This is a genomic window from Streptomyces sp. NPDC093261, assembly GCF_044753645.1.
Taxonomy (GTDB): Bacteria; Actinomycetota; Actinomycetes; order Streptomycetales; family Streptomycetaceae; genus Streptomyces.
The window spans coordinates 1,236,216-1,254,729 of record NZ_JBIVNO010000001.1 but is presented as its reverse complement, the minus strand read 5'-3'; the positions used below and the strand labels follow the sequence as shown (position 1 = coordinate 1,254,729).

18 protein-coding genes, 2 tRNA genes and 1 pseudogene are annotated in these 18,514 nt (G+C 71.8%); 15 read left to right on the top strand and 6 right to left on the bottom strand.

The annotated features are described in order from the left end of the window. The first annotated feature begins 524 nt into the window (after positions 1 to 524). The 11 genes from ACIP94_RS05640 to ACIP94_RS05590 all read left to right on the top strand — a co-directional run bounded on the left by ACIP94_RS05640 (position 525) and on the right by ACIP94_RS05590 (position 10,694). Positions 525 to 1,568 (top strand): hypothetical protein, encoded by a 1,044-nt coding sequence (locus tag ACIP94_RS05640; protein WP_402419933.1) that lies wholly within the window; start codon positions 525 to 527, stop codon positions 1,566 to 1,568. A 52-nt stretch (positions 1,569 to 1,620) separates the two neighbouring features. Then, entirely contained in the window at positions 1,621 to 2,376 is a 756-nt protein-coding gene (locus ACIP94_RS05635; protein ID WP_402419930.1) for a GntR family transcriptional regulator, read from the top strand. A gap of 288 nt (positions 2,377 to 2,664) precedes the next feature. Then, positions 2,665 to 3,786 carry a TIGR03364 family FAD-dependent oxidoreductase gene (locus ACIP94_RS05630; protein ID WP_402419927.1) on the top strand — a complete coding sequence of 374 codons (1,122 nt, stop codon included), beginning with the start codon at positions 2,665 to 2,667 and terminating at the stop codon, positions 3,784 to 3,786. A 44-nt stretch (positions 3,787 to 3,830) separates the two neighbouring features. Then, positions 3,831 to 4,631, top strand: coding sequence for a phosphonatase-like hydrolase (locus ACIP94_RS05625; RefSeq protein WP_402419925.1), 801 nt, complete (start codon positions 3,831 to 3,833; stop codon positions 4,629 to 4,631). Further along, entirely contained in the window at positions 4,628 to 5,677 is a 1,050-nt protein-coding gene (locus ACIP94_RS05620) for an ABC transporter ATP-binding protein (protein WP_402419923.1), read from the top strand. Before ACIP94_RS05625 ends, ACIP94_RS05620 begins: the two co-directional genes overlap by 4 nt. Next, on the top strand, positions 5,670 to 6,488 hold the full coding sequence (locus tag ACIP94_RS05615; protein ID WP_402419920.1) for a 2-aminoethylphosphonate ABC transporter permease subunit: 819 nt from the start codon (positions 5,670 to 5,672) through the stop codon (positions 6,486 to 6,488). The genes ACIP94_RS05620 and ACIP94_RS05615 overlap by 8 nt, the downstream gene beginning before the upstream one ends. Then, the gene (locus ACIP94_RS05610; RefSeq protein WP_402419917.1) at positions 6,475 to 7,272 is read left to right on the top strand and encodes an ABC transporter permease; all 798 of its coding nucleotides are present in this window, start codon (positions 6,475 to 6,477) and stop codon (positions 7,270 to 7,272) included. Before ACIP94_RS05615 ends, ACIP94_RS05610 begins: the two co-directional genes overlap by 14 nt. 55 nt (positions 7,273 to 7,327) lie before the next feature. Then, complete coding sequence (locus ACIP94_RS05605) at positions 7,328 to 8,431, top strand: 2-aminoethylphosphonate ABC transporter substrate-binding protein (RefSeq protein ID WP_402419915.1); 1,104 nt, start codon at positions 7,328 to 7,330, stop codon at positions 8,429 to 8,431. A 50-nt stretch (positions 8,432 to 8,481) separates the two neighbouring features. Continuing rightward, positions 8,482 to 9,261 carry an HAD-IIA family hydrolase gene (locus tag ACIP94_RS05600; protein ID WP_402419912.1) on the top strand — a complete coding sequence of 260 codons (780 nt, stop codon included), beginning with the start codon at positions 8,482 to 8,484 and terminating at the stop codon, positions 9,259 to 9,261. Between the two features lie 140 nt (positions 9,262 to 9,401). Beyond that, positions 9,402 to 10,025 carry a hypothetical protein gene (locus tag ACIP94_RS05595; protein WP_402419910.1) on the top strand — a complete coding sequence of 208 codons (624 nt, stop codon included), beginning with the start codon at positions 9,402 to 9,404 and terminating at the stop codon, positions 10,023 to 10,025. Positions 10,026 to 10,070: 45 nt separating this feature from the next. Continuing rightward, complete coding sequence (locus tag ACIP94_RS05590) at positions 10,071 to 10,694, top strand: class F sortase (protein ID WP_402420396.1); 624 nt, start codon at positions 10,071 to 10,073, stop codon at positions 10,692 to 10,694. Between the two features lie 338 nt (positions 10,695 to 11,032). On the opposite strand, the pseudogene ACIP94_RS05585 reads toward ACIP94_RS05590, so the two are convergent. The 3 genes and pseudogenes from ACIP94_RS05585 to ACIP94_RS05575 form a co-directional block, all read right to left on the bottom strand. After that, a pseudogene (locus tag ACIP94_RS05585) lies at positions 11,033 to 11,248 on the bottom strand (isochorismatase family protein); the annotation flags it as partial. Positions 11,249 to 11,346: 98 nt separating this feature from the next. Then, positions 11,347 to 12,057 carry a FadR/GntR family transcriptional regulator gene (locus tag ACIP94_RS05580; RefSeq protein WP_402419907.1) on the bottom strand — a complete coding sequence of 237 codons (711 nt, stop codon included), beginning with the start codon at positions 12,055 to 12,057 and terminating at the stop codon, positions 11,347 to 11,349. Between the two features lie 91 nt (positions 12,058 to 12,148). Further along, positions 12,149 to 12,222: transfer RNA gene (locus tag ACIP94_RS05575), tRNA-Lys, on the bottom strand. 218 nt (positions 12,223 to 12,440) lie between these two features. On the opposite strand from ACIP94_RS05575, the gene ACIP94_RS05570 reads away from it, so the two are divergent. The 4 genes from ACIP94_RS05570 to ACIP94_RS05555 all read left to right on the top strand — a co-directional run bounded on the left by ACIP94_RS05570 (position 12,441) and on the right by ACIP94_RS05555 (position 16,376). Next, positions 12,441 to 13,682 carry a peptidoglycan-binding protein gene (locus ACIP94_RS05570; protein ID WP_402419905.1) on the top strand — a complete coding sequence of 414 codons (1,242 nt, stop codon included), beginning with the start codon at positions 12,441 to 12,443 and terminating at the stop codon, positions 13,680 to 13,682. A 192-nt stretch (positions 13,683 to 13,874) separates the two neighbouring features. Further along, positions 13,875 to 15,020: an SPFH domain-containing protein gene (locus tag ACIP94_RS05565; RefSeq protein ID WP_402419902.1), complete on the top strand. Its 1,146-nt coding sequence runs from the start codon at positions 13,875 to 13,877 to the stop codon at positions 15,018 to 15,020. 123 nt (positions 15,021 to 15,143) lie between these two features. Next, positions 15,144 to 15,767 (top strand): lytic polysaccharide monooxygenase, encoded by a 624-nt coding sequence (locus tag ACIP94_RS05560; RefSeq protein WP_402419900.1) that lies wholly within the window; start codon positions 15,144 to 15,146, stop codon positions 15,765 to 15,767. Between the two features lie 141 nt (positions 15,768 to 15,908). Further along, positions 15,909 to 16,376, top strand: coding sequence for a DUF3592 domain-containing protein (locus ACIP94_RS05555; RefSeq protein WP_402419897.1), 468 nt, complete (start codon positions 15,909 to 15,911; stop codon positions 16,374 to 16,376). A 239-nt stretch (positions 16,377 to 16,615) separates the two neighbouring features. On the opposite strand, the gene ACIP94_RS05550 is transcribed toward ACIP94_RS05555, so the two are convergent. From ACIP94_RS05550 to ehuA, 3 genes are all read right to left on the bottom strand, one after another. After that, positions 16,616 to 16,689: transfer RNA gene (locus tag ACIP94_RS05550), tRNA-Lys, on the bottom strand. Positions 16,690 to 16,767: 78 nt separating this feature from the next. Continuing rightward, complete coding sequence (locus ACIP94_RS05545; protein WP_402419895.1) at positions 16,768 to 17,526, bottom strand: IclR family transcriptional regulator; 759 nt, start codon at positions 17,524 to 17,526, stop codon at positions 16,768 to 16,770. A 203-nt stretch (positions 17,527 to 17,729) separates the two neighbouring features. Then, a complete protein-coding gene (gene ehuA, locus ACIP94_RS05540) occupies positions 17,730 to 18,506 on the bottom strand; it encodes an ectoine/hydroxyectoine ABC transporter ATP-binding protein EhuA (RefSeq protein ID WP_402419892.1) in 777 nt (258 codons plus the stop codon). Positions 18,507 to 18,514: the final 8 nt, after the last annotated feature.

The following is an 18,514-nucleotide window of genomic DNA, read 5'->3' as shown; positions in this document are numbered from 1 at the left end:
GCCGGGGAGCGCGGGGAGGGCACCCGGGCGGGGGCAGGCGCAGATTCGCGGGCGGGGAGGTGGGGACGGCCCCCGGCCGGGGAGCCGGGGGCACCGGGCCGGGGAGCCGGGGGCACCGGGGCGGGAAGCTGGGGACGGTTCCCGCCGGGAGGCCGGGGGAGAGACGCCCTGACGGGGAGTTGAGGGAGACGCAGGGGCGGGGAGCTGGGGACGGTTCCCGCCGGGAGGCCGGGGGAGAGACGCCCTGGCGGGGAGTTGAGGGAGACGCAGGGGCGGGGAGCCGGGGACGTCCCGTCCGGAGGCCGGGGACGGCCCCCGGACGGGGAGCTGGGGGAGACACCCTGGCGGGGAGCCGGGGACCACTCCGGCCCGGGTAGCGCGGGCGCGCCACCGGCTCGGAGAAGGGAGCGGGCCACACCCGTCGAAAAAGTGGGCCCACTGCGCTGATCGGGGGGACTTGCCCTCGCCGAGTGCCGCTCTCCAGGCGTGGCGCGCCCCGCAGGGCGCCCTCCATGGAAGCTCATATGTTCATGCGACTGTCTCCGTCTTCTCGACTGTCTCTGTTCCTGCCCTGCGCGCTCGCCGCCGTCCTCCTCCTCAGGCAGGCGCCCGCCGCCGCGCTCGTCGCCGAGGAGCAACTCGGCTGCTCCGGCAGGGCCGGCCACGCCTTCCCGATCACCACCCGCATCCATGGCGGCCCCGGCAGCTACAAGCCCGGGGGCGACGACCAGACCTGGTTCATCGACCTCGACAACACGACCGCGGAGTCCTGCAAGAACATCCACCCGGTGGTCGTCCTGGTCGACAGCCGGCGCACGCTGAGGAAAACCGAGCCCAAGCTGGAGTTCTACGGGGGCGACCGCTGGCACAAGGTGACCTTCACCCGTACCGACCGGCGGGAGTTGGTCGGCGCCTTCGACGACGGGTTCCGCGGTTTCACGGTGGCCCCGCGCCGGACGCTTGCCGTGAAGGTGCGGCTCGCGATCACCGACAAGGCCGAGCCGAACGATGTCGTGGCCAAGGCCGCGGTCGCGCAGAAGAAGGGCGACTACGGGGACTGGGCCGGCGAGTCGGACGACTACTGGTTCCAGATCGAGGCCGGGAGCAGCGCCGCCGCCGAACCCACGAGCCAGACGCCCGAGCCGACGGGCAAGGCGACCGACCCGACGGGGAAATCGCCCGAGCCGACGGCCAAATCGGCCGACCCGACGGGGAAATCGACCGATCCGTCGGGGAAGGAGAGCCGACACTCCGACTCGTCGAGCGCCCCGAAGGGCAAGGCGACCGGCGCCGGCGGCAAGGTGCCCCACCAGGGCGGCAAGGCGTCCGATCGCCCGGACGCCGCGGCCGGGCAGTCGGACAAGGGGCATTCGCCCCGGTCCGGGGCGAAGGGGCCGGAGGCCAAGTCCCCGGCTCCCCGGCTGACCGCTACCGCCAAGGCGCTCACCACCACCGCCGCGCCGACACCGCAGCGCGACCTCGTCAAGTTCGTCGGTGGACTGGCGATGGCCGCGGTCGGTCTGCTGGTCGCGGGCGGGTCCCTCGTGATGGCCCGCAGGCGCCGCTGACACCTGCCGCCCGCCGCCCGGGGCCGTAGGACCGGTCTGCGACGATCACCTTGTGGACTACCCGAACGACCAGGACCCCGGCGCCCCCGTCCGCTCCGGCATTCCCGAGCACGGCCGCATCCCCAAGTACTACGCGGTGAAGGCGCAGATCGCCGCGCTCGTGGCGGAGTTGGGCGAGGGCGGGCTGCTGCCCACCGAACGCGACCTCTCCGAGCGGTACGACGTGGCCCGCGAGACCGTACGGCAGGCACTGCGCGATCTGCTCCTCGAGGGCAGGCTGCGGCGGCAGGGGCGGGGTACGGTGGTCGCCGGGCCTAAACTGGAGCAGCCGCTGTCCCTGGCCAGCTACACCGAGGGGGTCCGCAGACAGGGCCGCACCCCGGGCCGTAGCCTCATCACCCTCGACCGCTTCCCCTGCAACGACACCCTGGCTGCCGAGACCGGTTTCACCAGCGGTGAACCGGTCTGGCACATGGAGCGTGTGCTCCTCGCCGACGACGAGCGGATGGGGCTGGAGAGCACCTATGTGGCGGTGGCGCGGGTCCCCCGGCTCGACACCGACTTCGACCCCGACTCCTCCTTCTACGGCTTCCTCCATGAGCAGGGCATCACCTTCGGCGACGCCGACGAGCGCATCGAGACCGTGCTCGCCGCCCCGCGCGAGGCCCTGCTCATCGGCACGCCGCCGGCCCTGCCGATGCTGCTGATCCACCGTGTCTCGCGGGACACCGAGGGGCGGCCGCTGGAGCGGGTGCGGACGCTGTACCGGGGGGACCGGTTCTCCTTCACGGCCCATCTGGGCGGCTGAGGCAAACGACCGACCGCCTGGGCCAAGCGACCCGGCGGCTGACTCGAGGGACCGGGCGGCCGGACAAGCGATCAGGCGGCTCACCGAGCGGCTGAAGGACCGGGCGGCCGGACAAGCGACCGCCTGGGACAAGGACCGGGCGGGAAGCGAGCGGCCTGGGCGGGCCTGCTGGCCCGCCCTTTCTCATAACGGAAAGATAACGGGTCTAGCCCAAACTTGTAGGGCGGTTCACCATTCGGTTGCCGACCGGACCTTTCCGGTTTCCCGACCCCGAGGAGCGTGGCCGTTGTGAGAGTGACAGTCGTAGGAGCCGGCGTGGTGGGCACCATGCACGCCTGGCAGGCAGTGAAGCGCGGCCACGAGGTCGTACAGATCGAGCGTGAGGCCGAGGCCCGCGGAGCCTCGTTGCGCAACTTCGGGCTCATCTGGGTGAGCGGCCGCGCGGGCGGCGAGGAACTGGAGACCGCCCTGCGGGCCCGGGAGCTGTGGGAGGAGATCGGGGGCCGCGTGCCCGCGCTCGGCTTCCGCGCCGCCGGCTCGCTGACCCTCCTGCGCACCGACCTCGAACGAGCCGTCGCCGAGGCCGCCCTGGCCCGCCCGGACGCGGTGGCACGCGGCTACAAGCTGCTCACCGCGGCCGAGGCGCGCACCGTGAACCCCGCCCTGCGCGGCAGCTTCGAGGCGGCCCTGTACTGCGAGCGCGACGCCGCCGTCGAACCCCGCACCGCCCAGGTCGCCCTGCGCGAGGAGCTGTCGAAGTCCCCGAACTACACCTTCCTGCCGGGCCGTGAGGTCCGCGAGGCCACCGGACCCGGGACGGTCCGCGACGACCACGGCGAGGTGCACCGCGCGGACGCCGTGGTGCTCTGCACCGGCGCCTGGCTCGGCGGGCTGGTGAAGGAGCTGGCCCCCGACCTGCCCGTGCGCCGCGTACGGCTCCAGATGATGCAGACCGACCCGCTGGGCGACGCCCTCCCCGCCCCGGTCGCCGACGCCGACAGTTTCCGCTACTACCCCGCCTACCGCGGCGAGGCCCTGGACCTTCTCGGCGCCGGGCAGCCCCAGGCGCCGACCGCCGCCGCCCACCGGATGCAGCTGCTGATGGTGCAGCGCGCGGACGGCGGGCTGACCATCGGCGACACCCATGAGTACGAGCACCCGTTCGCCTTCGACACGGTCGAGGACCCCTACGACCATCTGACGGAGGTCGTCGAGGGCTTCCTCGGCCGGCCGCTGCCGAGGATCCGCCGCCGCTGGGCGGGGGTGTACGCGCAGTGCGCCGACCCCGGGCGGGTCGTGCACCGGGAGCAGGTGCGCGAGGGGGTGTGGCTGGTCACCGGGCCCGGTGGGCGCGGCATGACCTGCTCTCCCGCGATCGCCGAGACCACCGCGAACGAACTGGGCTGGTGAACCACCTCATGGCAGACCACATGGCAGACCGCATGACAGACCGCATGACAGAGAACATGACGGACCGCACGACAGGCCCCGCGGCACAACCCACGACAGCCCCCACGGCACACCGCACGACAGCCCCCACGGCGCACCGCACGACAGACCTCAGGACCGACATACGTCTGGTCGTCCTCGACATGGCCGGGACCACCGTGGCCGACGGTGGACTCGTCGAGCGGGCCTTCGCCGAGGCCGCCGCCGAGCTGGGCGTGGAGCCCGGCTCCGCCGACCACGCCGAGAAGCTCGCCTATGTCCGGGCCACCATGGGCGAGTCCAAGATCTCCGTCTTCCGGCACCTGTTCGGTGAGGAGCACCTCGCCCAGCGCGCCAACGCCGCCTTCGAGAAGGCGTACGGCGAACTGGTCGACGACGGACATGTCTCCGAGATACCCGGGGCCCGCGCGGCCATCGAGGAACTCGAGGCCGACGGCCGGACCGTCGTCCTCACCACCGGCTTCGCCCGGGTCACCCAGGACGCGATCCTCGACGCCCTCGGCTGGCGGGACCTGGTCCCGCTCACCCTGTGCCCGGCGGACGCGCGGGGCCGGGGCCGACCCTACCCGGACATGGTGCTGACGGCCTTCCTGCGCACCGGCGCCGCCGACGACGTACGCCGGATCGCGGTAGCCGGTGACACCTCGTACGACATGCTCAGCGGGGTGCGCGCCGGGGCCGGTCTGGTGGCCGGAGTGCTCACCGGCGCCCACGACGGCACGGCGCTGCACCGGGCGGGAGCCACCCATGTGCTCGGCTCGGTGACCGAACTCCCCGCCCTGCTCAAGGGGGCGGGCCGGCGATGACCGGCATCCGCTTCGAGGGCATCTCGGTCGCCTACGACGGGACCACCGTCCTTGACGCGCTCGACCTCACCGTCGAGCCCGGCGAGGTCATGGCGCTGCTCGGCCCCTCCGGCTCGGGGAAGACGACCGCGCTGCGGGCCGTCGCCGGACTCGTACGGCCGTCCTCGGGGCGGGTGTTCCTCGGCGGCCAGGACGTCACCGCGCAGCCGCCCTACCGGCGCGGGATCGGAATGGTCGTCCAGAGCTACGCGCTCTTTCCGCACATGCGCGTCGCGGACAACGTGGCGTTCGGCCTCAAGGCGCGCAAGGTGCCCCGGCAGGAGATCCCCGCGCGGGTCGCCGAAGCGCTGGAGATGACCGGCATGGGGGAGTACGCGCGGCGGTATCCACGCGAGCTGTCCGGCGGGCAGCAGCAGCGGGTCGCGATCGCGCGGGCCCTCGCCGTACGCCCCGGCGTGCTCCTCCTCGACGAGCCCCTGTCCGCCCTCGACGCCCGGCTGCGCTCCGGCATGCTGGCCGAACTCGCCCGGCTCCACCGCGAGTTGCCCGACATGACGATGCTGTACGTCACACACGACCAGGTCGAGGCGCTGACGCTGGCGGACCGGATCGCGGTCATGGACCGGGCGCGGCTCCAGGACGTCGGTACACCCCGGGAGCTGTACCGCTCGCCGCGCACCGAGTTCACGGCGTCCTTCGTGGGCACCGCGAACCTGCTGCCGGTGACCGTGGGGGCGAAGGGGGTCGCGTTCGGCGGGGCCGAGCTGGAGGTGGACACACGGGGCGCCGCGCCGGGGGCGGCGGCGACCCTGTGCGTGCGCCCGCACCTCGTCGGACTCGGGCCCGGCCCGAACCGGCTCACCGGAGTCCTCGGCGAGATCCAGTGGCGGGGGGCCATCCACCGGCTGTACGTGGACGTGGCGGGCCACCGGGTCATGGCCGACGTACGGGAGCTGCGGCGCCCGCCGGCGCCGGGGGACGAGGTGGAGGTGCACTTCGCACCCGGGGACGCGGTGCTGCTGGCCGCAGGGGTGTCCCGTGACTAGACGCCTGACCTGGGCCCTCCCCCCGGCACTCCTGCTGGCCGCCGCCTTCCTCTACCCCCTCGTCCTGGTCGTCCGGCAGTCCCTCCAGCCGGACACCGGCGGCCCCTCCCTCAAGCCGTACACCGACGTCTTCGCCTCCGTGGCGTTCCGCGAGGCGCTGTGGACCACCGTGTGGCTGGCGCTCGCCGCCACCGCCTGCTGTCTCGTCCTCGGGTTCTTCCTCGCGCTCGTGATCGCCTTCGTGCCCTTCCCGGGCGCGAAGGCGGTCGCCCGGTTCGTCGACGTCTTCCTGTCCTTCCCCTCCTTCCTCATCACGCTCGCCCTGCTCTTCCTCTACGGCAACGTCGGGGTGGCCAACGGGCTGTGGAGCGAGGTGACCGGCGCGGCCTCGGGGCCGTTCCACTTCCTCACCACTGCCTGGGGCGTCCTGCTCGCCGAGGTCACCTACTTCACCCCCTTCGTGATGCGTCCCCTCCTCGCCGCGTTCTCGGGGCTCGACACCGCGCAGACGGAGGTCGCCGCTTCCCTCGGCGCGCGGCCCGGGCGGATCGTGCGTCGGGTGATCCTGCCCGAGGCGCTGCCCGCGCTCGCGGCCGGCGGCGGACTCGTCCTCGTCCTCGCCCTCAACGAGTTCGGCATCGTGCTGTTCACCGGCGCCAAGGACGTCACCACCCTGCCGACCCTCGTCTACGGCAAGGCGATCCTGGAGTCCGACTACCCGGGCGCCTGTGTCGTCGCCGTCGTCAACGTCCTCGTATCCGTGGGCCTGTACGCCCTCTACCGGGTGGTGAGCCGCCGTGCTGGTGCATAGCCGCACGGGGAGGTGGGTCCTGTGGGGCCTCTTCCTCGTCCTCTTCCTCCCCCTCTTCGCCCTGCCGCTGCTTGTGATCCTCGCCGCGTCGTTCGCCGGTCACTGGTCCGGTGTGCTCCCGTCCGGCTTCACGACCGCGCACTACACCGCCGCCACCCGCGGGGAATCCCTCCAGGCGCTCACCACGAGCCTGGTCACCGCGCTCGCCGCGAGTCTGCTCGCCCTCGCCGTCGGCACCTGGGGCGCGCTCGGCGCGCACGCCCTGCCGAAGCCGGTGCGGCGCGTGTTCGACGCGCTGTTCGTGCTGCCGGTCGCGGTGCCCTCCGTGGTGGTCGGACTCGCGATCCTCGTCGCCTTCTCACAGCCGCCCGTGCTGCTCAACGGCACACGGTGGATCGTGCTCCTCGCCCACACCGTTCTCGTCACGGCCTTCGCCTATCAGTCGGTCTCCGCGGCGCTGCTCCGGCTCGACCCCTCGTACGAGCAGGCCGCGGCATCGCTCGGCGCCCGGCCCGGATACGTCCTGTGGCGGGTGCGGCTGCCGCTGCTGCTGCCGTCTCTCACGGCCGCCGCGGGCCTGTGCTTCGCCCTGTCCATGGGGGAGCTGAGTGCCACGATGATGCTCTACCCGCCCGACTGGACCCCGCTGCCCGTCCGGATCTACGCGGCCACCGACCGCGGCTCGCTGTTCACCGGCTCCGCCCTCGCGGTCGTTCTCATGACCGCCACCCTGCTCGTCCTGTTCGCCGTCGCCCGCATCCGCACCCGGGCCGCGCACCGCTGACCACCCGACCCGCCTCTCCTCCACCACCCGTTCCCCGCAAGGAGTTCATCCCGTCATGCCTGAAACCTCCGCCATGCCCAGAATCCCCGTCCCCTCCGGCATCCCCGTCAAGCCGCTCGCCGCCGTCCTCGGCAGCCTCGTCCTCGCCGGTTCCCTCACCGCCTGCGGCGGCGACTCCGGCACCTCGGGCGCCGGCGCCAAGACCGTCACCGTCTACAGCGCGGACGGCCTCAAGGGCGAGAACGGGGACGGCTGGTACGACCGCGTCTTCAAGGACTTCGAGAAGCAGACGGGCATCAAGGTCCAATACGTCGAGGGCGGCTCCGGCGAGATGGTCCAGCGCGCCCTGCGCGAGCGGAGCAACCCGCAGGCCGATGTGCTGGTCACCCTGCCCCCGTTCATCCAGCAGGCCGACAGCAAGGGCCTGCTCGCGAAGTACGCGCCCCAGGGCTCCGCGGAGGTCGCCGACGGCGACAAGGCCGCCGACGGCACCTGGACCTCCGTCGTCAACAACTACTTCGGGTTCGTCTACAACAGGAAGGAGCTGAAGAAGGCGCCCACCACCTGGGAGGACCTGCTGGACGCCAAGTACAAGGACAAGCTCCAGTACTCCACCCCGGGTGTCGCCGGCGACGGAACCGCCGTGCTCGTCAAGGCGATGAACGACTTCGGCGGCAAGGAGGCGGCGCTCGCGTATCTGAAGAAGCTCCAGGCCAACAACGTCGGCCCGTCCGCCTCCACCGGCAAGCTCGCCCCCAAGGTGGACAAGGGCGAACTGCTCGTCGCCAACGGTGACGTCCAGATGAACTTCGCCCAGTCCAAGACCATGCCGAACCTGGGCATCTGGTTCCCGGCCCGGCAGGGCGGCAGGCCGACCACCTTCGCGCTGCCGTACGCCGCCGGCCTCGTCACCAGGGCCCCGCACTCCGAGAACGGCAGGAAGCTGCTGGACTACATGCTCAGCCGCACCGCACAGAAGGAGGTCAGCGAGATCGGCGGCGGATTCGCGGCCCGCAAGGACATCGGGGCCACGGACGCCAACGCCGCCGCGCTGACCGCGCTCCTGGACAACGTCCAGGTCTTCGAGCCGGACTGGAACGACATCGACAAGAACCTTCAGACGTACGTCGAAGACTGGAAATCCGCCACGAACAGCTGATCGCTAGGCTGGGGGACTCACGCGGCACCACGTACGGCAGGAGATCGCACATGGCAGAGCGCAGGCCCATCGAGTCGTGGCTCACCGACATGGACGGTGTGCTCATCCACGAGGGCGTTCCGATCCCCGGTGCCGATGCCTTCCTGAAGAGGCTGCGTGAGTCCGGCAAGCCCTTCCTCGTACTCACCAACAACTCCATCTACACCGCGCGCGATCTGCACGCCCGGCTGACCCGCATGGGCCTCGACGTGCCGGTGGAGAACATCTGGACCTCGGCGCTCGCGACCGCCCAGTTCCTGGACGACCAGCGGCCCGGCGGCTCGGCGTATGTCATCGGCGAGGCCGGGCTGACCACGGCCCTGCACGACATCGGCTACATCCTGACCGACCAGGAGCCCGACTACGTCGTCCTCGGCGAGACCCGCACCTACTCCTTCGAGGCCATGACCAAGGCGGTCCGGCTGATCAAGGCCGGGGCCCGGTTCATCTGCACCAACCCCGACGAGACCGGCCCGTCCCCCGAGGGGCCGCTGCCCGCCACGGGCGCGGTCGCCGCGCTGATCACCAAGGCGACCGGCAAGAAGCCGTACTTCGCGGGCAAGCCGAACCCGCTGATGATGCGGACCGGGCTGAACACCATCGGGGCGCACTCGGAGACCAGCGCGATGATCGGCGACCGGATGGACACCGACGTCCTGGCCGGCATGGAGGCCGGTATGCAGACGTTCCTGGTGCTCACCGGACTGACCACACGGGACCACATCGACCGCTACCCCTTCCGTCCCTCGCACGTCGTGAACTCCATCGCGGACCTCGTCGACCTCGTCTGACGCCGTCGGCCGGCCTCCGCGGCGGGCGGGTCCGGGGCCCGTACGGCCCTGGCTCGCCCCCCATACGGAGTAGCCGAGGGGCCCGTCCGGATGCGCCGGGGTGCCCGGGATGTGAGCCTCCTGATATCGGGAGGTTCACGATGGGTTCACTACGGATCACTCTGGGTGCGGGGGCCGTCGTCGCGGCCGTCCTCGCGCCCACCGCATCCGCGGCGGATGTGCAGGGTGTCTTCCTGACCCCCGCGTCCCCCACGCCCGGCACCGGCGTCCGGCTGGCCGTCCGGGGCTGCGCCGGAACGGCCGGCAGCGCGGCGTCGGACGCCTTCGCGGGCGACGCGCGGCTCGTGGGCAGGAACGGCATGCTGACCGGCGGCACCCGGGTCAGCGCCACGGCACATCCGGGCCTGTACTCCGTCACGGTCGGGTGCGACGGCCGAAAGGTCGAGGGCGTGCTCACCGTGAGCGAGCCTAAGGCGCCCGCGCCGTCCGCCACCCCGCACGGCCCGGCGTCCCCGACCGCCTCCGCCTTCTTTGGCGGCCCGGCGTCCCCGGCCGCCCGCGTCTCCTCCGGCGCCCCCGCCGCGCCCTCCTCGCCGGTCGCGCCCGTGCACGCGGGCGGCGGCGCCACCGCGCCTTTGTCGTCCTCCGACGCCCGCAGCGCCGGACCGGGCGTTCTCCAGGCGATCATCGGCCTCGTCCTCGCGAGCGTCGCCGCCGTCGTAGTCATCGCGCGGAGCATCCGCCGGGGCCGTGGCCGGGAGTGAACCGTGTCCAGATCCGAGCATTCCTCCGGTACCGGCCGTCTGCTGATGGGCGTCGCCTGGGTGGTCCTGCTGCTGGGACTGTGGATGTGGGGGCGCGGGATCAGCGATGTGCACACGGGGATCTCCGCGCCGACGACCGGGGACATGGCCGCCGCCGGGCGGCCCCCGGACACCCGACTGCCGCCCGCTTCCCAGCCGTTGGGCACGTCGGCGCCGCTGCGCGTCGACATCCCGTCCCTCGGGGTGCGGGCCCCGGTCGTCGGGCGTGGCCTGGACGCGCAGGGCGCGATCGAGCCGCCGCCCTTCGACCAGTCGGGCGTCGTCGGCTGGTACGGCAACGGCGTGACGCCCGGGGCCGCCGGAACGGCGCTGCTCGTGGGGCACGTCGACACCGACACCGGACCCGCCGTCTTCTACAAGCTGAGCAGCCTGCGGCAGGGCGCCAAGGTGCGAGTGGTGCGCCGTGACGGCCGGATCGCCGAGTTCACCGTCGAGGGCGTCCAGGTGCTCGACCGCGACCGGTTCGACGCCCGTGAGGCGTACGGGGCACGGCAGCCGGGCCGGGCGGAGCTGCGGCTGATCACCTGCGGCGGCACCTTCGACCGGGCGCGCGGTGCCTATACGGCGAATGTGGTGGTGTCGGCGTATCTGACGGGCGTGGCGCGGTGAGGACCCACGGCCGGTGACATCGTCTCCGCCTCCCACTCGCCCCAGGAGTCGATCGCGTACGGCGAGCGGCTGTCGGCGAAGGCGGGCGGCAGACACTTCGTGATCGACACCAGCCGCAACCCCCGGCGCGTCGCCGTTACTGCGGCGATCCCTGGTGGGCATCGCAGGTCGCGCATCGCCTCGGTCAGGGTCCGGAATCCGTCGGGCCCGAGACCGGTGAGCACTCGGGCGCGCAGGATCCGCGTCGCGGCCAGGAAGATCGCCTCTCAAGGCCTGGGTGGCGCGGATGTTCCCCGGGGCCCGGTGTGAAGGCCGGGCCGCCGAGGAGAGCGCGGGATCTCGGCGTGGGCCCAGCCGCGCTGGAGCTCGAGCAGCACCTGGATCCAGGTCACCGGCAGCGCACCGGCGCCGATCATGCGCCGGAGGGCGTGCTCGTGGGCCTGCGGGGTGACGCCTCCGGACGCGTCGGCGACGACGTGGACCTCGTAGCCCTGTCCGAGGGCGGACAGGACGGGAAGCACGACGCAGACCTCGGTCCGCAGGCCCGAGATGATGGCCCCCGCCCCCAACTTCCCTGCGCAGACAGGCCCTTGGAGCCCAAGGGGCATATGGGTCCGGCCTGATCGCAAGAGCGAAACACGGTGCCTACCGCTCAAACCCGGTCACGGGGAGGCTCCTTGTGGTCTTCCGGGGCGGTTGACATCACCCGTGTGCGGATGTTGAGGAAATGCTCCTTTATGGCCGCCTCCGCGCGTAGGGAGTCCCCTGACCGCACGGCGTCGAGAATGTCCCGGTGCTGTCGGCAGGTGATCCGCGGGTCCTGCGGTACGTCCGCCAGATCGGTGCGGACCCGGTGGAACGCGTCCCAGAAGGCCTCCAGCACCTCGCCCAGCAGGACGTTGCCGAGCCCTCGGTAGAGGGTGGCGTGAAAGGCGCGGTCGGTCTCGGCGAGACCGGTCCCCTGGGCGGCCTCCCGTTCCATGCGGTCGACGAGCGCGTCCAGCTCGGCCAGGTCCTGCTCCGGCACCCGGCCGGCCAGGCGGGAGACCAGTCCCGCCTCCAGGGCCTCGCGGAGTTCCAGCAGTTCCAGCAGGCTGTCCTCGCCCCGGTGGTGCCCGGCGACCGTACGGAAGGCGAGCCCCTCGATCATCGGGGCCAGCGACATCGGGCCGACGTAGGTGCCGAAGCCGTGGCGGATGTCGACGATGCCCATCGCCTGGAGCGCCTTGAGGGCCTCACGCACGGAGTTCCGGCCGGCGTCGAGCAGCGCCATCAGCTCGGGCTCGGTCGGCAGCGCGGCGCCCGGGGGCAGCCGGCGGTCGATGATGAGTTTCTTGATCCGCTCCTGGAGGTCGCGCGCCATGGCCAGAGGGTAACCGGCCAATCCGTACGTTCCCCCGGATGTGCGCGCATACCAGAAGGCCCCTCGCCATGGCGAGGGGCCTTCTCGGTCGTGCGCCGCCAGGGACTCGAACCCCGGACCCGCTGATTAAGAGTCAGCTGCTCTAACCAACTGAGCTAGCGGCGCCTGCTGACCTGGAGAACTCTACCCGATCCCGGGGCGTGTTCCCGACCGGGTCGCCCCGCCCGGGGCCTTCGTCCGGCCACCCGTACCCCCATGTGACGCCACGCGTGCACCTTTCGGGGCGTCAACAGGCGGTTCGAGTGGACAGTTGGAAAGCTGACACACTTACATAAATAGGACAAATACACCAGGGTGCGGACAGGGAGTGTGAGGGGAATCGCATGAAGACTCCGGCATTCGAGGAATTCGATACCACAAGCGACTGCGACTGCCCCGGATGCGCACGCGGACGCCGTACCGTCCACCGCACCCGCCCCTGCGGACCGGCCCTGCGGCCGGCGGCCCGCGGGGTCCTCGCGCTGGCCGCCGCAGCGAGCGCGGTGCTCGTCGCCCCGGGGCAGGCGGTGTCCGCCGTCGCGGTCGTCCACGACACCCCCTGGCCCATCGTTCCCCCAGGTGAGGAGCCGCCGGCCAGCCCGCAGGGCCACACCGCGCCGCTGCATGGCACGGGTGTCATGCCGAGCGGGGTGACGACTCCCACGACGACCCGGGCCGCGATCATCAACCGGGCCAAGCGGTGGGTCGCGGCCAAGGTGCCGTACAGCATGGACGACTACTGGTCGGACGGGTACCGGCAGGACTGCTCCGGCTTCGTCTCCATGGCCTGGAACCTCGGCAGCAACGAGTGGACGGGCAGCCTGGACAAGTTCGGCGACCGCATCACCAAGGACGAGCTGCAACCCGGCGACATTCTCCTCTTCCACAATGTCGACAACCCGGAGAAGGGGTCGCACGTCGTCATCTTCGGCGGCTGGACCGACTACACGCACCAGAACTACACCGCCTACGAGGAGACCCCGCCGCGCGCTCGCCGCAGGACCACCCCGTACGCCTACTGGTCCAACTCCGGCCGCTATGTGCCGTACCGCTACAAGGGCATCACGGACGGCAAGGCCGCCAAGGAGGGTGAGAACACTCCGGTTGCCGGCGGTGGGATGCCCATGCCGACGGTCGGCATCCCGGGTGTGGCCTCCGTCGGCAAGGGCGCAGACGACACCTATGGCGCCGAGCTCGGCGGTCTGCTCGCCCTGCGCGGCCGCTCCCGTCTCCCGGTGGCGGGAGCGGTTCCCCGGGCGGACGTCGGGGCCACGACTCGGGCGCTGGTTCCTCCCGGGACCGCCCCGGGCGGCCGCCCGCCGACCTCCGTGCAGGGCCCGGTGGGAGTACCCGCCTATCCGGGCCGGGGCACCTTCCGGCCGGGCGTCGCCAGTCCGGATGTCACCGTGCTGGGCCGGAAGCTGGTCGAGAAGGGGTTCGGCAGGTACTACTCCGGCGGGCCGGGGCCGCGCTGGAGCGAGGCCGACCGCCGCAATGTCGAGGCGTTCCAGCGCGCCCAGGGCTGGCGCGGCAGTGCGGCCGACGGCTACCCGGGGCCGGAGACCTGGCGACGGCTGTTCTCCTGACCCTGGCCGACGCGGGTCCCCGGGCCCTCCTGGGTCCCGCGGCCCCTCCCGTACCCCCGGGCCTTCGCGTATCGCCCGGCTCTTCCCGTACCCCCGGGCCTTCGCGTATCGCCCGGCTCTTCCCGTATTCCCTGACCCGCTGTCCGGTGCATCCCGGCACGAGACCTCCTGGCGCGGAGGGTGGAGGCACGCATGAACACGACGTCATCGCCGGCTCCGGAGCCCGAGGGGGCGCCGCTCGACTCCGGCGCCTCGTCCGCCCGGCTCATCCACGGCGAGTCGACCACCGAGATCCCGGTCCATCTGCTGTTCCGGGAGGCCCCCGAACCGGGGTCCCTGCCGGTCACCCCGACCGTGGTGGGGCGCCGGCTCGGCACCGGTGAACAGCCGTGCGTCCGTCCGCCCGCCGAGCCGGCGCGCCGGTCGCCGGTCGCCGATCCCGAGCTGGTCGAGCGGCCGGCCCGGGTGCTGCCCGGGTCGGTGGGCGTGCTGGCGGGGCTCGGCGGTCTGTGCGGCTGCGGGGTCGCCTCCTGGTGGGCCGGTGTTCTGTCGCCGGTCGCTACGCGGGTGCTGGAACTTCCGGCGAGCGCGGACGCGGGACTCGGGCCCGCCCAGTTGGCGGCATATGTGGGCGCGGGGGCGCTCGGGCTGCTGGGGTTCAGCGGGCTCATGCGCGGGCGCACGGGGTACGCCTGGGTGCTCGGGGTGTTCGGCCGCTACCGCGGCACGGCCCGCCGCACCGGTCTGATGTGGGTGAACCCGCTGGTGGTCCGCCAACAGGCCGATGTGCGGCTGCGGCACTGGCGCAGCGAGCCGATCCCCGCGGTCGACGCCAACGGGGCCGCGTTGCGGGTGGTCGTGTTGGTGACCTGGCGGGTCAAGGACACCGCGCGCGCCGTGCTCGGCATCGACGACCACCAGACCTATCTGCGGGAGTGCGTGGAGTCGGCGCTCGCGAGGGTGGTGCCGCAGGTGCCGGCCGAGGCGTCCGCCACCAAGGACGTGGTGAGCCTGCGCAATGTCGAGGCGATCGGTGAGGCGCTGACCCGGCTGGTGGTGGCGGACGCGGAGCCCGCCGGGCTGGAGGTGTTCGCGGCGCAGCCGACCCGCATCGAGTACGCGCCCGAGGTCGCCGAGCGGCTCCAGCGCCGCCGTATCGCCGCGCTCGACGCCGAGCATCGGGACACGGTACTCAGCACGGTCGTGGACTCGGTCGAGGACACGGTTACCCGGCTGACCACGCGGGGTCTGGTCGAACTCGACGACTACGAGCGCAAGGCGCTGGTGAAGGACCTGACGGTCGCGTTCTACACGGGACGCACGACCGACGGGGGATGAGGACCGGGCGCCGGAGAGGGGATGGACATGTACAACTCACAGCCATAGTCTGAGACTTGGTCTAGACCTGAAGACGCGCGCGCACGGCTCGAGGAACTCCCCACATCCTTCAGGAGCGACAGCATGCGCATCCGTACGACCAGAAAGGCGAAGTGGTACGCGGCCGTGGTCGGCCTCGCCACCGCGGGCACGTTCGTGCTCTCCACCGGTGGCGCCAGCGCTCACGGCTACACCGACCAGCCCCTCAGCCGGCAGAAGATGTGCGCCGCGAACGGCGGCATCGTCTCCGGCTGCGGCGACATCCAGTGGGAGCCGCAGAGCGTCGAGGGCCCGAAGGGCTTCCCGGCGGCGGGACCCGACGACGGCCGGATCTGTTCGGCGAACCACACCAACTTCGGCGCGCTCGACCAGCCCCGGACGCCCTCGGGCGCGGCGTGGCCGACGACCAGGGTGACCGGCGGGCAGAGCTACACCTTCCGCTGGCAGTTCACGGCCTCGCACGCGACGACCGACTTCAAGTACTACGTCACCAAACCGGGCTGGAATCAGAACCACGCCCTGACCAGGGCTGATCTGAACACCACCCCGTTCCTGACCGTCCCGTACAACGGTCAGCGGCCGCCGTCCACGCTCACCCACACCGGCACCCTGCCGACCGGGCTGAGCGGGCACCACATCATCCTCGGGGTGTGGACGATCGCGGACACGGGCAACGCGTTCTACTCGTGTGCGGATGTCACGTTCTGAGCGCCACCCCGTCCCGAGTCCGTTCGGGGTCCGATTTCTGAGCCTGGCTTGAGGAGCCCGGACGATCCGGTCGGGTACGTTCCACGCACGTCGACATGACCATGACGGCGTGCGTGGAGCCGTACCGGACTCGGGGGAACGATGGACTTCTTCTTCTACGCGGTGCCGGGCCTGATCATGGCCGTGGCGCTGACCAAGGCGGCGATCGTGGTCCGCCGCTCGCTCCAGCTGAGGAGCAACTGGAACAGCGGCCTGACCGCCGAGGCGCGCTGTGTGCGGACGTACACGACGACCAGCGGCGGCCGGGGCGACAGCTCCGTCACCACCACACTGCACCACGTCTACGAGTTCACGACCCGCGAGGGCCGCACCGTCCGCTTCGAGGAGGCGGACGGCCCCGGGACGACGGTCGAGGGTGACATCGTCCCCGTCCACTACACCCGGGCCCACCCCGAACGCGCCACCGCCCACTCCCCGGCCCGGGGCAAGACCCTGGCGGGCACGGTCGGCATCCTCGTCTTCCTCTCGGTGATCGTGGCGTTCTGCGTCGGCTTCATGGTCACGTACCACGCGGCCGCGATGGACGACCCGTTCGCGAGCATGCCGTAGGCCTGTCGGCGAAGACGGCAGAAGACCGGCGATGCGGGCCTGACCGCGCTGTCGGCGCACACGGTTCCCGGCTCGGGCTGGGGCGCGGCTGCTGAGGGTGGTTACGGGGACTCCGCCTCGCGTGGCGGGGCGGCGAGGGGTGCGGGCTGTGCCCCTCCGCGCGCGGCGGGGCCGCGCGGAAAAACGACGATGGCGAGCCCGTTCGCGCTGTACGCGAACACGGCTCGCCATCGTCATCGTGCGCCGCCAGGGACTCGAACCCCGGACCCGCTGATTAAGAGTCAGCTGCTCTAACCAACTGAGCTAGCGGCGCAGACTCTGTCGCTCTTCGCTCTCGCGTCCGGCGACAAAAGAAATACTACCTGGTCCCGAGGGGTGGTCGTGACCACCCTCAGATCGCGAGGGAGAGCAGCAGCGGGGCCGCCCCCTTGTTCAGCCGGTCAGCCGCCTGCCGCAGCCGGTGCGCGTGCTCCACCGGCAGGGACAACGCCAGACAGCCGACCGAGGAGCCCGCCGTGATCGGGACGGCCGCGCACACCGTGCCCACCGCGTACTCCTGGAGGTCGAGCACCGGGACCGTCGGCGGATGGGCGTCGAGGCGCGACAGCAGCAGCTTCTCGTTGGTGATCGTCCGCGAGGTGAGCCGGGCCATCTTGTGCCGGGCGAGGTGGTCCCGCCGGCCGTCGAGGTCGAGCTGCCCGAGCAGGCTCTTGCCGACCGCGCTCGCGTGCGCCGAGGAACGGAAGTCCACCCACTCGTGCACCGCGGGAGCGGCCGGGCTCTCGGCGCACTGGGTGAGCTGCACCTCTCCGTCGATGTAGCGGCTGATGTAGACCGCGGCGCCCACCGAGTCGCGCAGCCGGTCCAGGGTCTGCTGGAGCTTCTCCCGCAGCGCCTCCTCATGGGTCTGGGCCGAGCTCAGCCGGCTGAGGGCGGCGCCGGTGATGTACGCGCCGTCGGCGGTCTGCTCGACGTACCCCTCCCGGCGCAGCATCCGCAGCACGGGGGTCAGTCGCCGGCTGCCGAGGCGGGTCAGCCGGGCGAGTACGGCGTCGGTGACGCCGGTGGAGTGCCGCGCCACCGTCTCCAGGACGCGCAGCGCGTCCTGGGCCGAGTGGTACGGAGCGGTCGGCTCATGGGTCAGCGCCACGGTCTCCCCCTGCGCTTCTTGGGCCGTTCTCGGGACAGCTTGGCTGACTCCACGATAAGGCTCAAGGGCGCCCTCGGGGGCGGGTGTTGACGAACTCCGTGCCGGCTCCGGCCCGCTCAGCAGGAACGCGCCACTCTGGCATATGCCAGGGTCATGGCCGGATGGGTGGGGCCAGGCCGGACCGGTGTGTTCACCTCACGTAGTCACAGCACTGCGCTGAGGAACTCCCGCGTCCGGGTGTGCTCGGGAGCGCTGAAGATCTTCTCCGGCGCGCCCGTCTCGACGACCCGGCCGGAATCAAACATCAGGATGCGGTCCGATATGTCCCGCGCGAAGTTCATCTCGTGGGTCACGCAGAGCATGGTGATGTCGGTGGTGTGCGCGATGTCCCGCAGGACGTCGAGCACCCCGGCGACCAGCTCCGGATCCAGCGCCGACGTCACCTCGTCGAGCAGCAGCACCTGCGGGCGCATCGCCAGCGCCCGGGCGATCGCCACGCGCTGCTGCTGGCCGCCGGAGAGCTGGCTCGGGTACTTGTCGAGGTGGTCGCCGAGCCCCACCAGGTCCAGCAGCTCCCGCGCCCGCTGCTCCGCCTCGTCCTTCGACAGCCCGAGCACGGTGACCGGCGCCTCGGTGACATTGCGCAGGACCTTCATGTTCGGGAACAGGTTGAACTGCTGGAAGACCATCCCGATGTTCTTGCGGATCTCCCGGACCTGCTTCTCGCCCGCCGGGAACAGCGTCTGCCCGCCGACCGTGATCGTGCCCTCGTCGGGCTGGTCCAGGGTCATCAGCAGCCGCAGGATCGTGGTCTTCCCGGAGCCCGAGGGGCCGATCAGGGTGACGTGCCGGCCCGCCTCGACCGAGAAGTCGAGCCCGTCGAGGACCGTGTGGTCGCCGAAGCGCTTGGTGACCCCCTCGAAGCGGATCAGCTCGCCGGTGGCCGCCGGCGGATGGGCGTGGGCGTCGGGTTCGTTCATGAGGGGGG

Excerpts from the sequence above, each read along its gene's own strand:
- ACIP94_RS05600 (WP_402419912.1), top strand. The coding sequence starts at position 8,482 with ATGGCAGAGCGCAGGCCCATCGAGTCGTGGCTCACCGACATGGACGGT.
- ACIP94_RS05570 (WP_402419905.1), top strand. The coding sequence starts at position 12,441 with ATGAAGACTCCGGCATTCGAGGAATTCGATACCACAAGCGACTGCGAC.
- ACIP94_RS05620 (WP_402419923.1), top strand. The coding sequence starts at position 4,628 with ATGACCGGCATCCGCTTCGAGGGCATCTCGGTCGCCTACGACGGGACC.
- ACIP94_RS05640 (WP_402419933.1), top strand. The coding sequence starts at position 525 with ATGTTCATGCGACTGTCTCCGTCTTCTCGACTGTCTCTGTTCCTGCCC.
- ACIP94_RS05565 (WP_402419902.1), top strand. The coding sequence starts at position 13,875 with ATGAACACGACGTCATCGCCGGCTCCGGAGCCCGAGGGGGCGCCGCTC.
- ACIP94_RS05555 (WP_402419897.1), top strand. The coding sequence starts at position 15,909 with ATGGACTTCTTCTTCTACGCGGTGCCGGGCCTGATCATGGCCGTGGCG.
- ACIP94_RS05560 (WP_402419900.1), top strand. The coding sequence starts at position 15,144 with ATGCGCATCCGTACGACCAGAAAGGCGAAGTGGTACGCGGCCGTGGTC.
- ACIP94_RS05590 (WP_402420396.1), top strand. The coding sequence starts at position 10,071 with ATGGGCGTCGCCTGGGTGGTCCTGCTGCTGGGACTGTGGATGTGGGGG.
- ACIP94_RS05595 (WP_402419910.1), top strand. The coding sequence starts at position 9,402 with ATGGGTTCACTACGGATCACTCTGGGTGCGGGGGCCGTCGTCGCGGCC.
- ehuA (WP_402419892.1), bottom strand. The coding sequence starts at position 18,506 with ATGAACGAACCCGACGCCCACGCCCATCCGCCGGCGGCCACCGGCGAG.
- ACIP94_RS05625 (WP_402419925.1), top strand. The coding sequence starts at position 3,831 with ATGACAGAGAACATGACGGACCGCACGACAGGCCCCGCGGCACAACCC.
- ACIP94_RS05580 (WP_402419907.1), bottom strand. The coding sequence starts at position 12,057 with ATGGCGCGCGACCTCCAGGAGCGGATCAAGAAACTCATCATCGACCGC.
- ACIP94_RS05605 (WP_402419915.1), top strand. The coding sequence starts at position 7,328 with ATGCCTGAAACCTCCGCCATGCCCAGAATCCCCGTCCCCTCCGGCATC.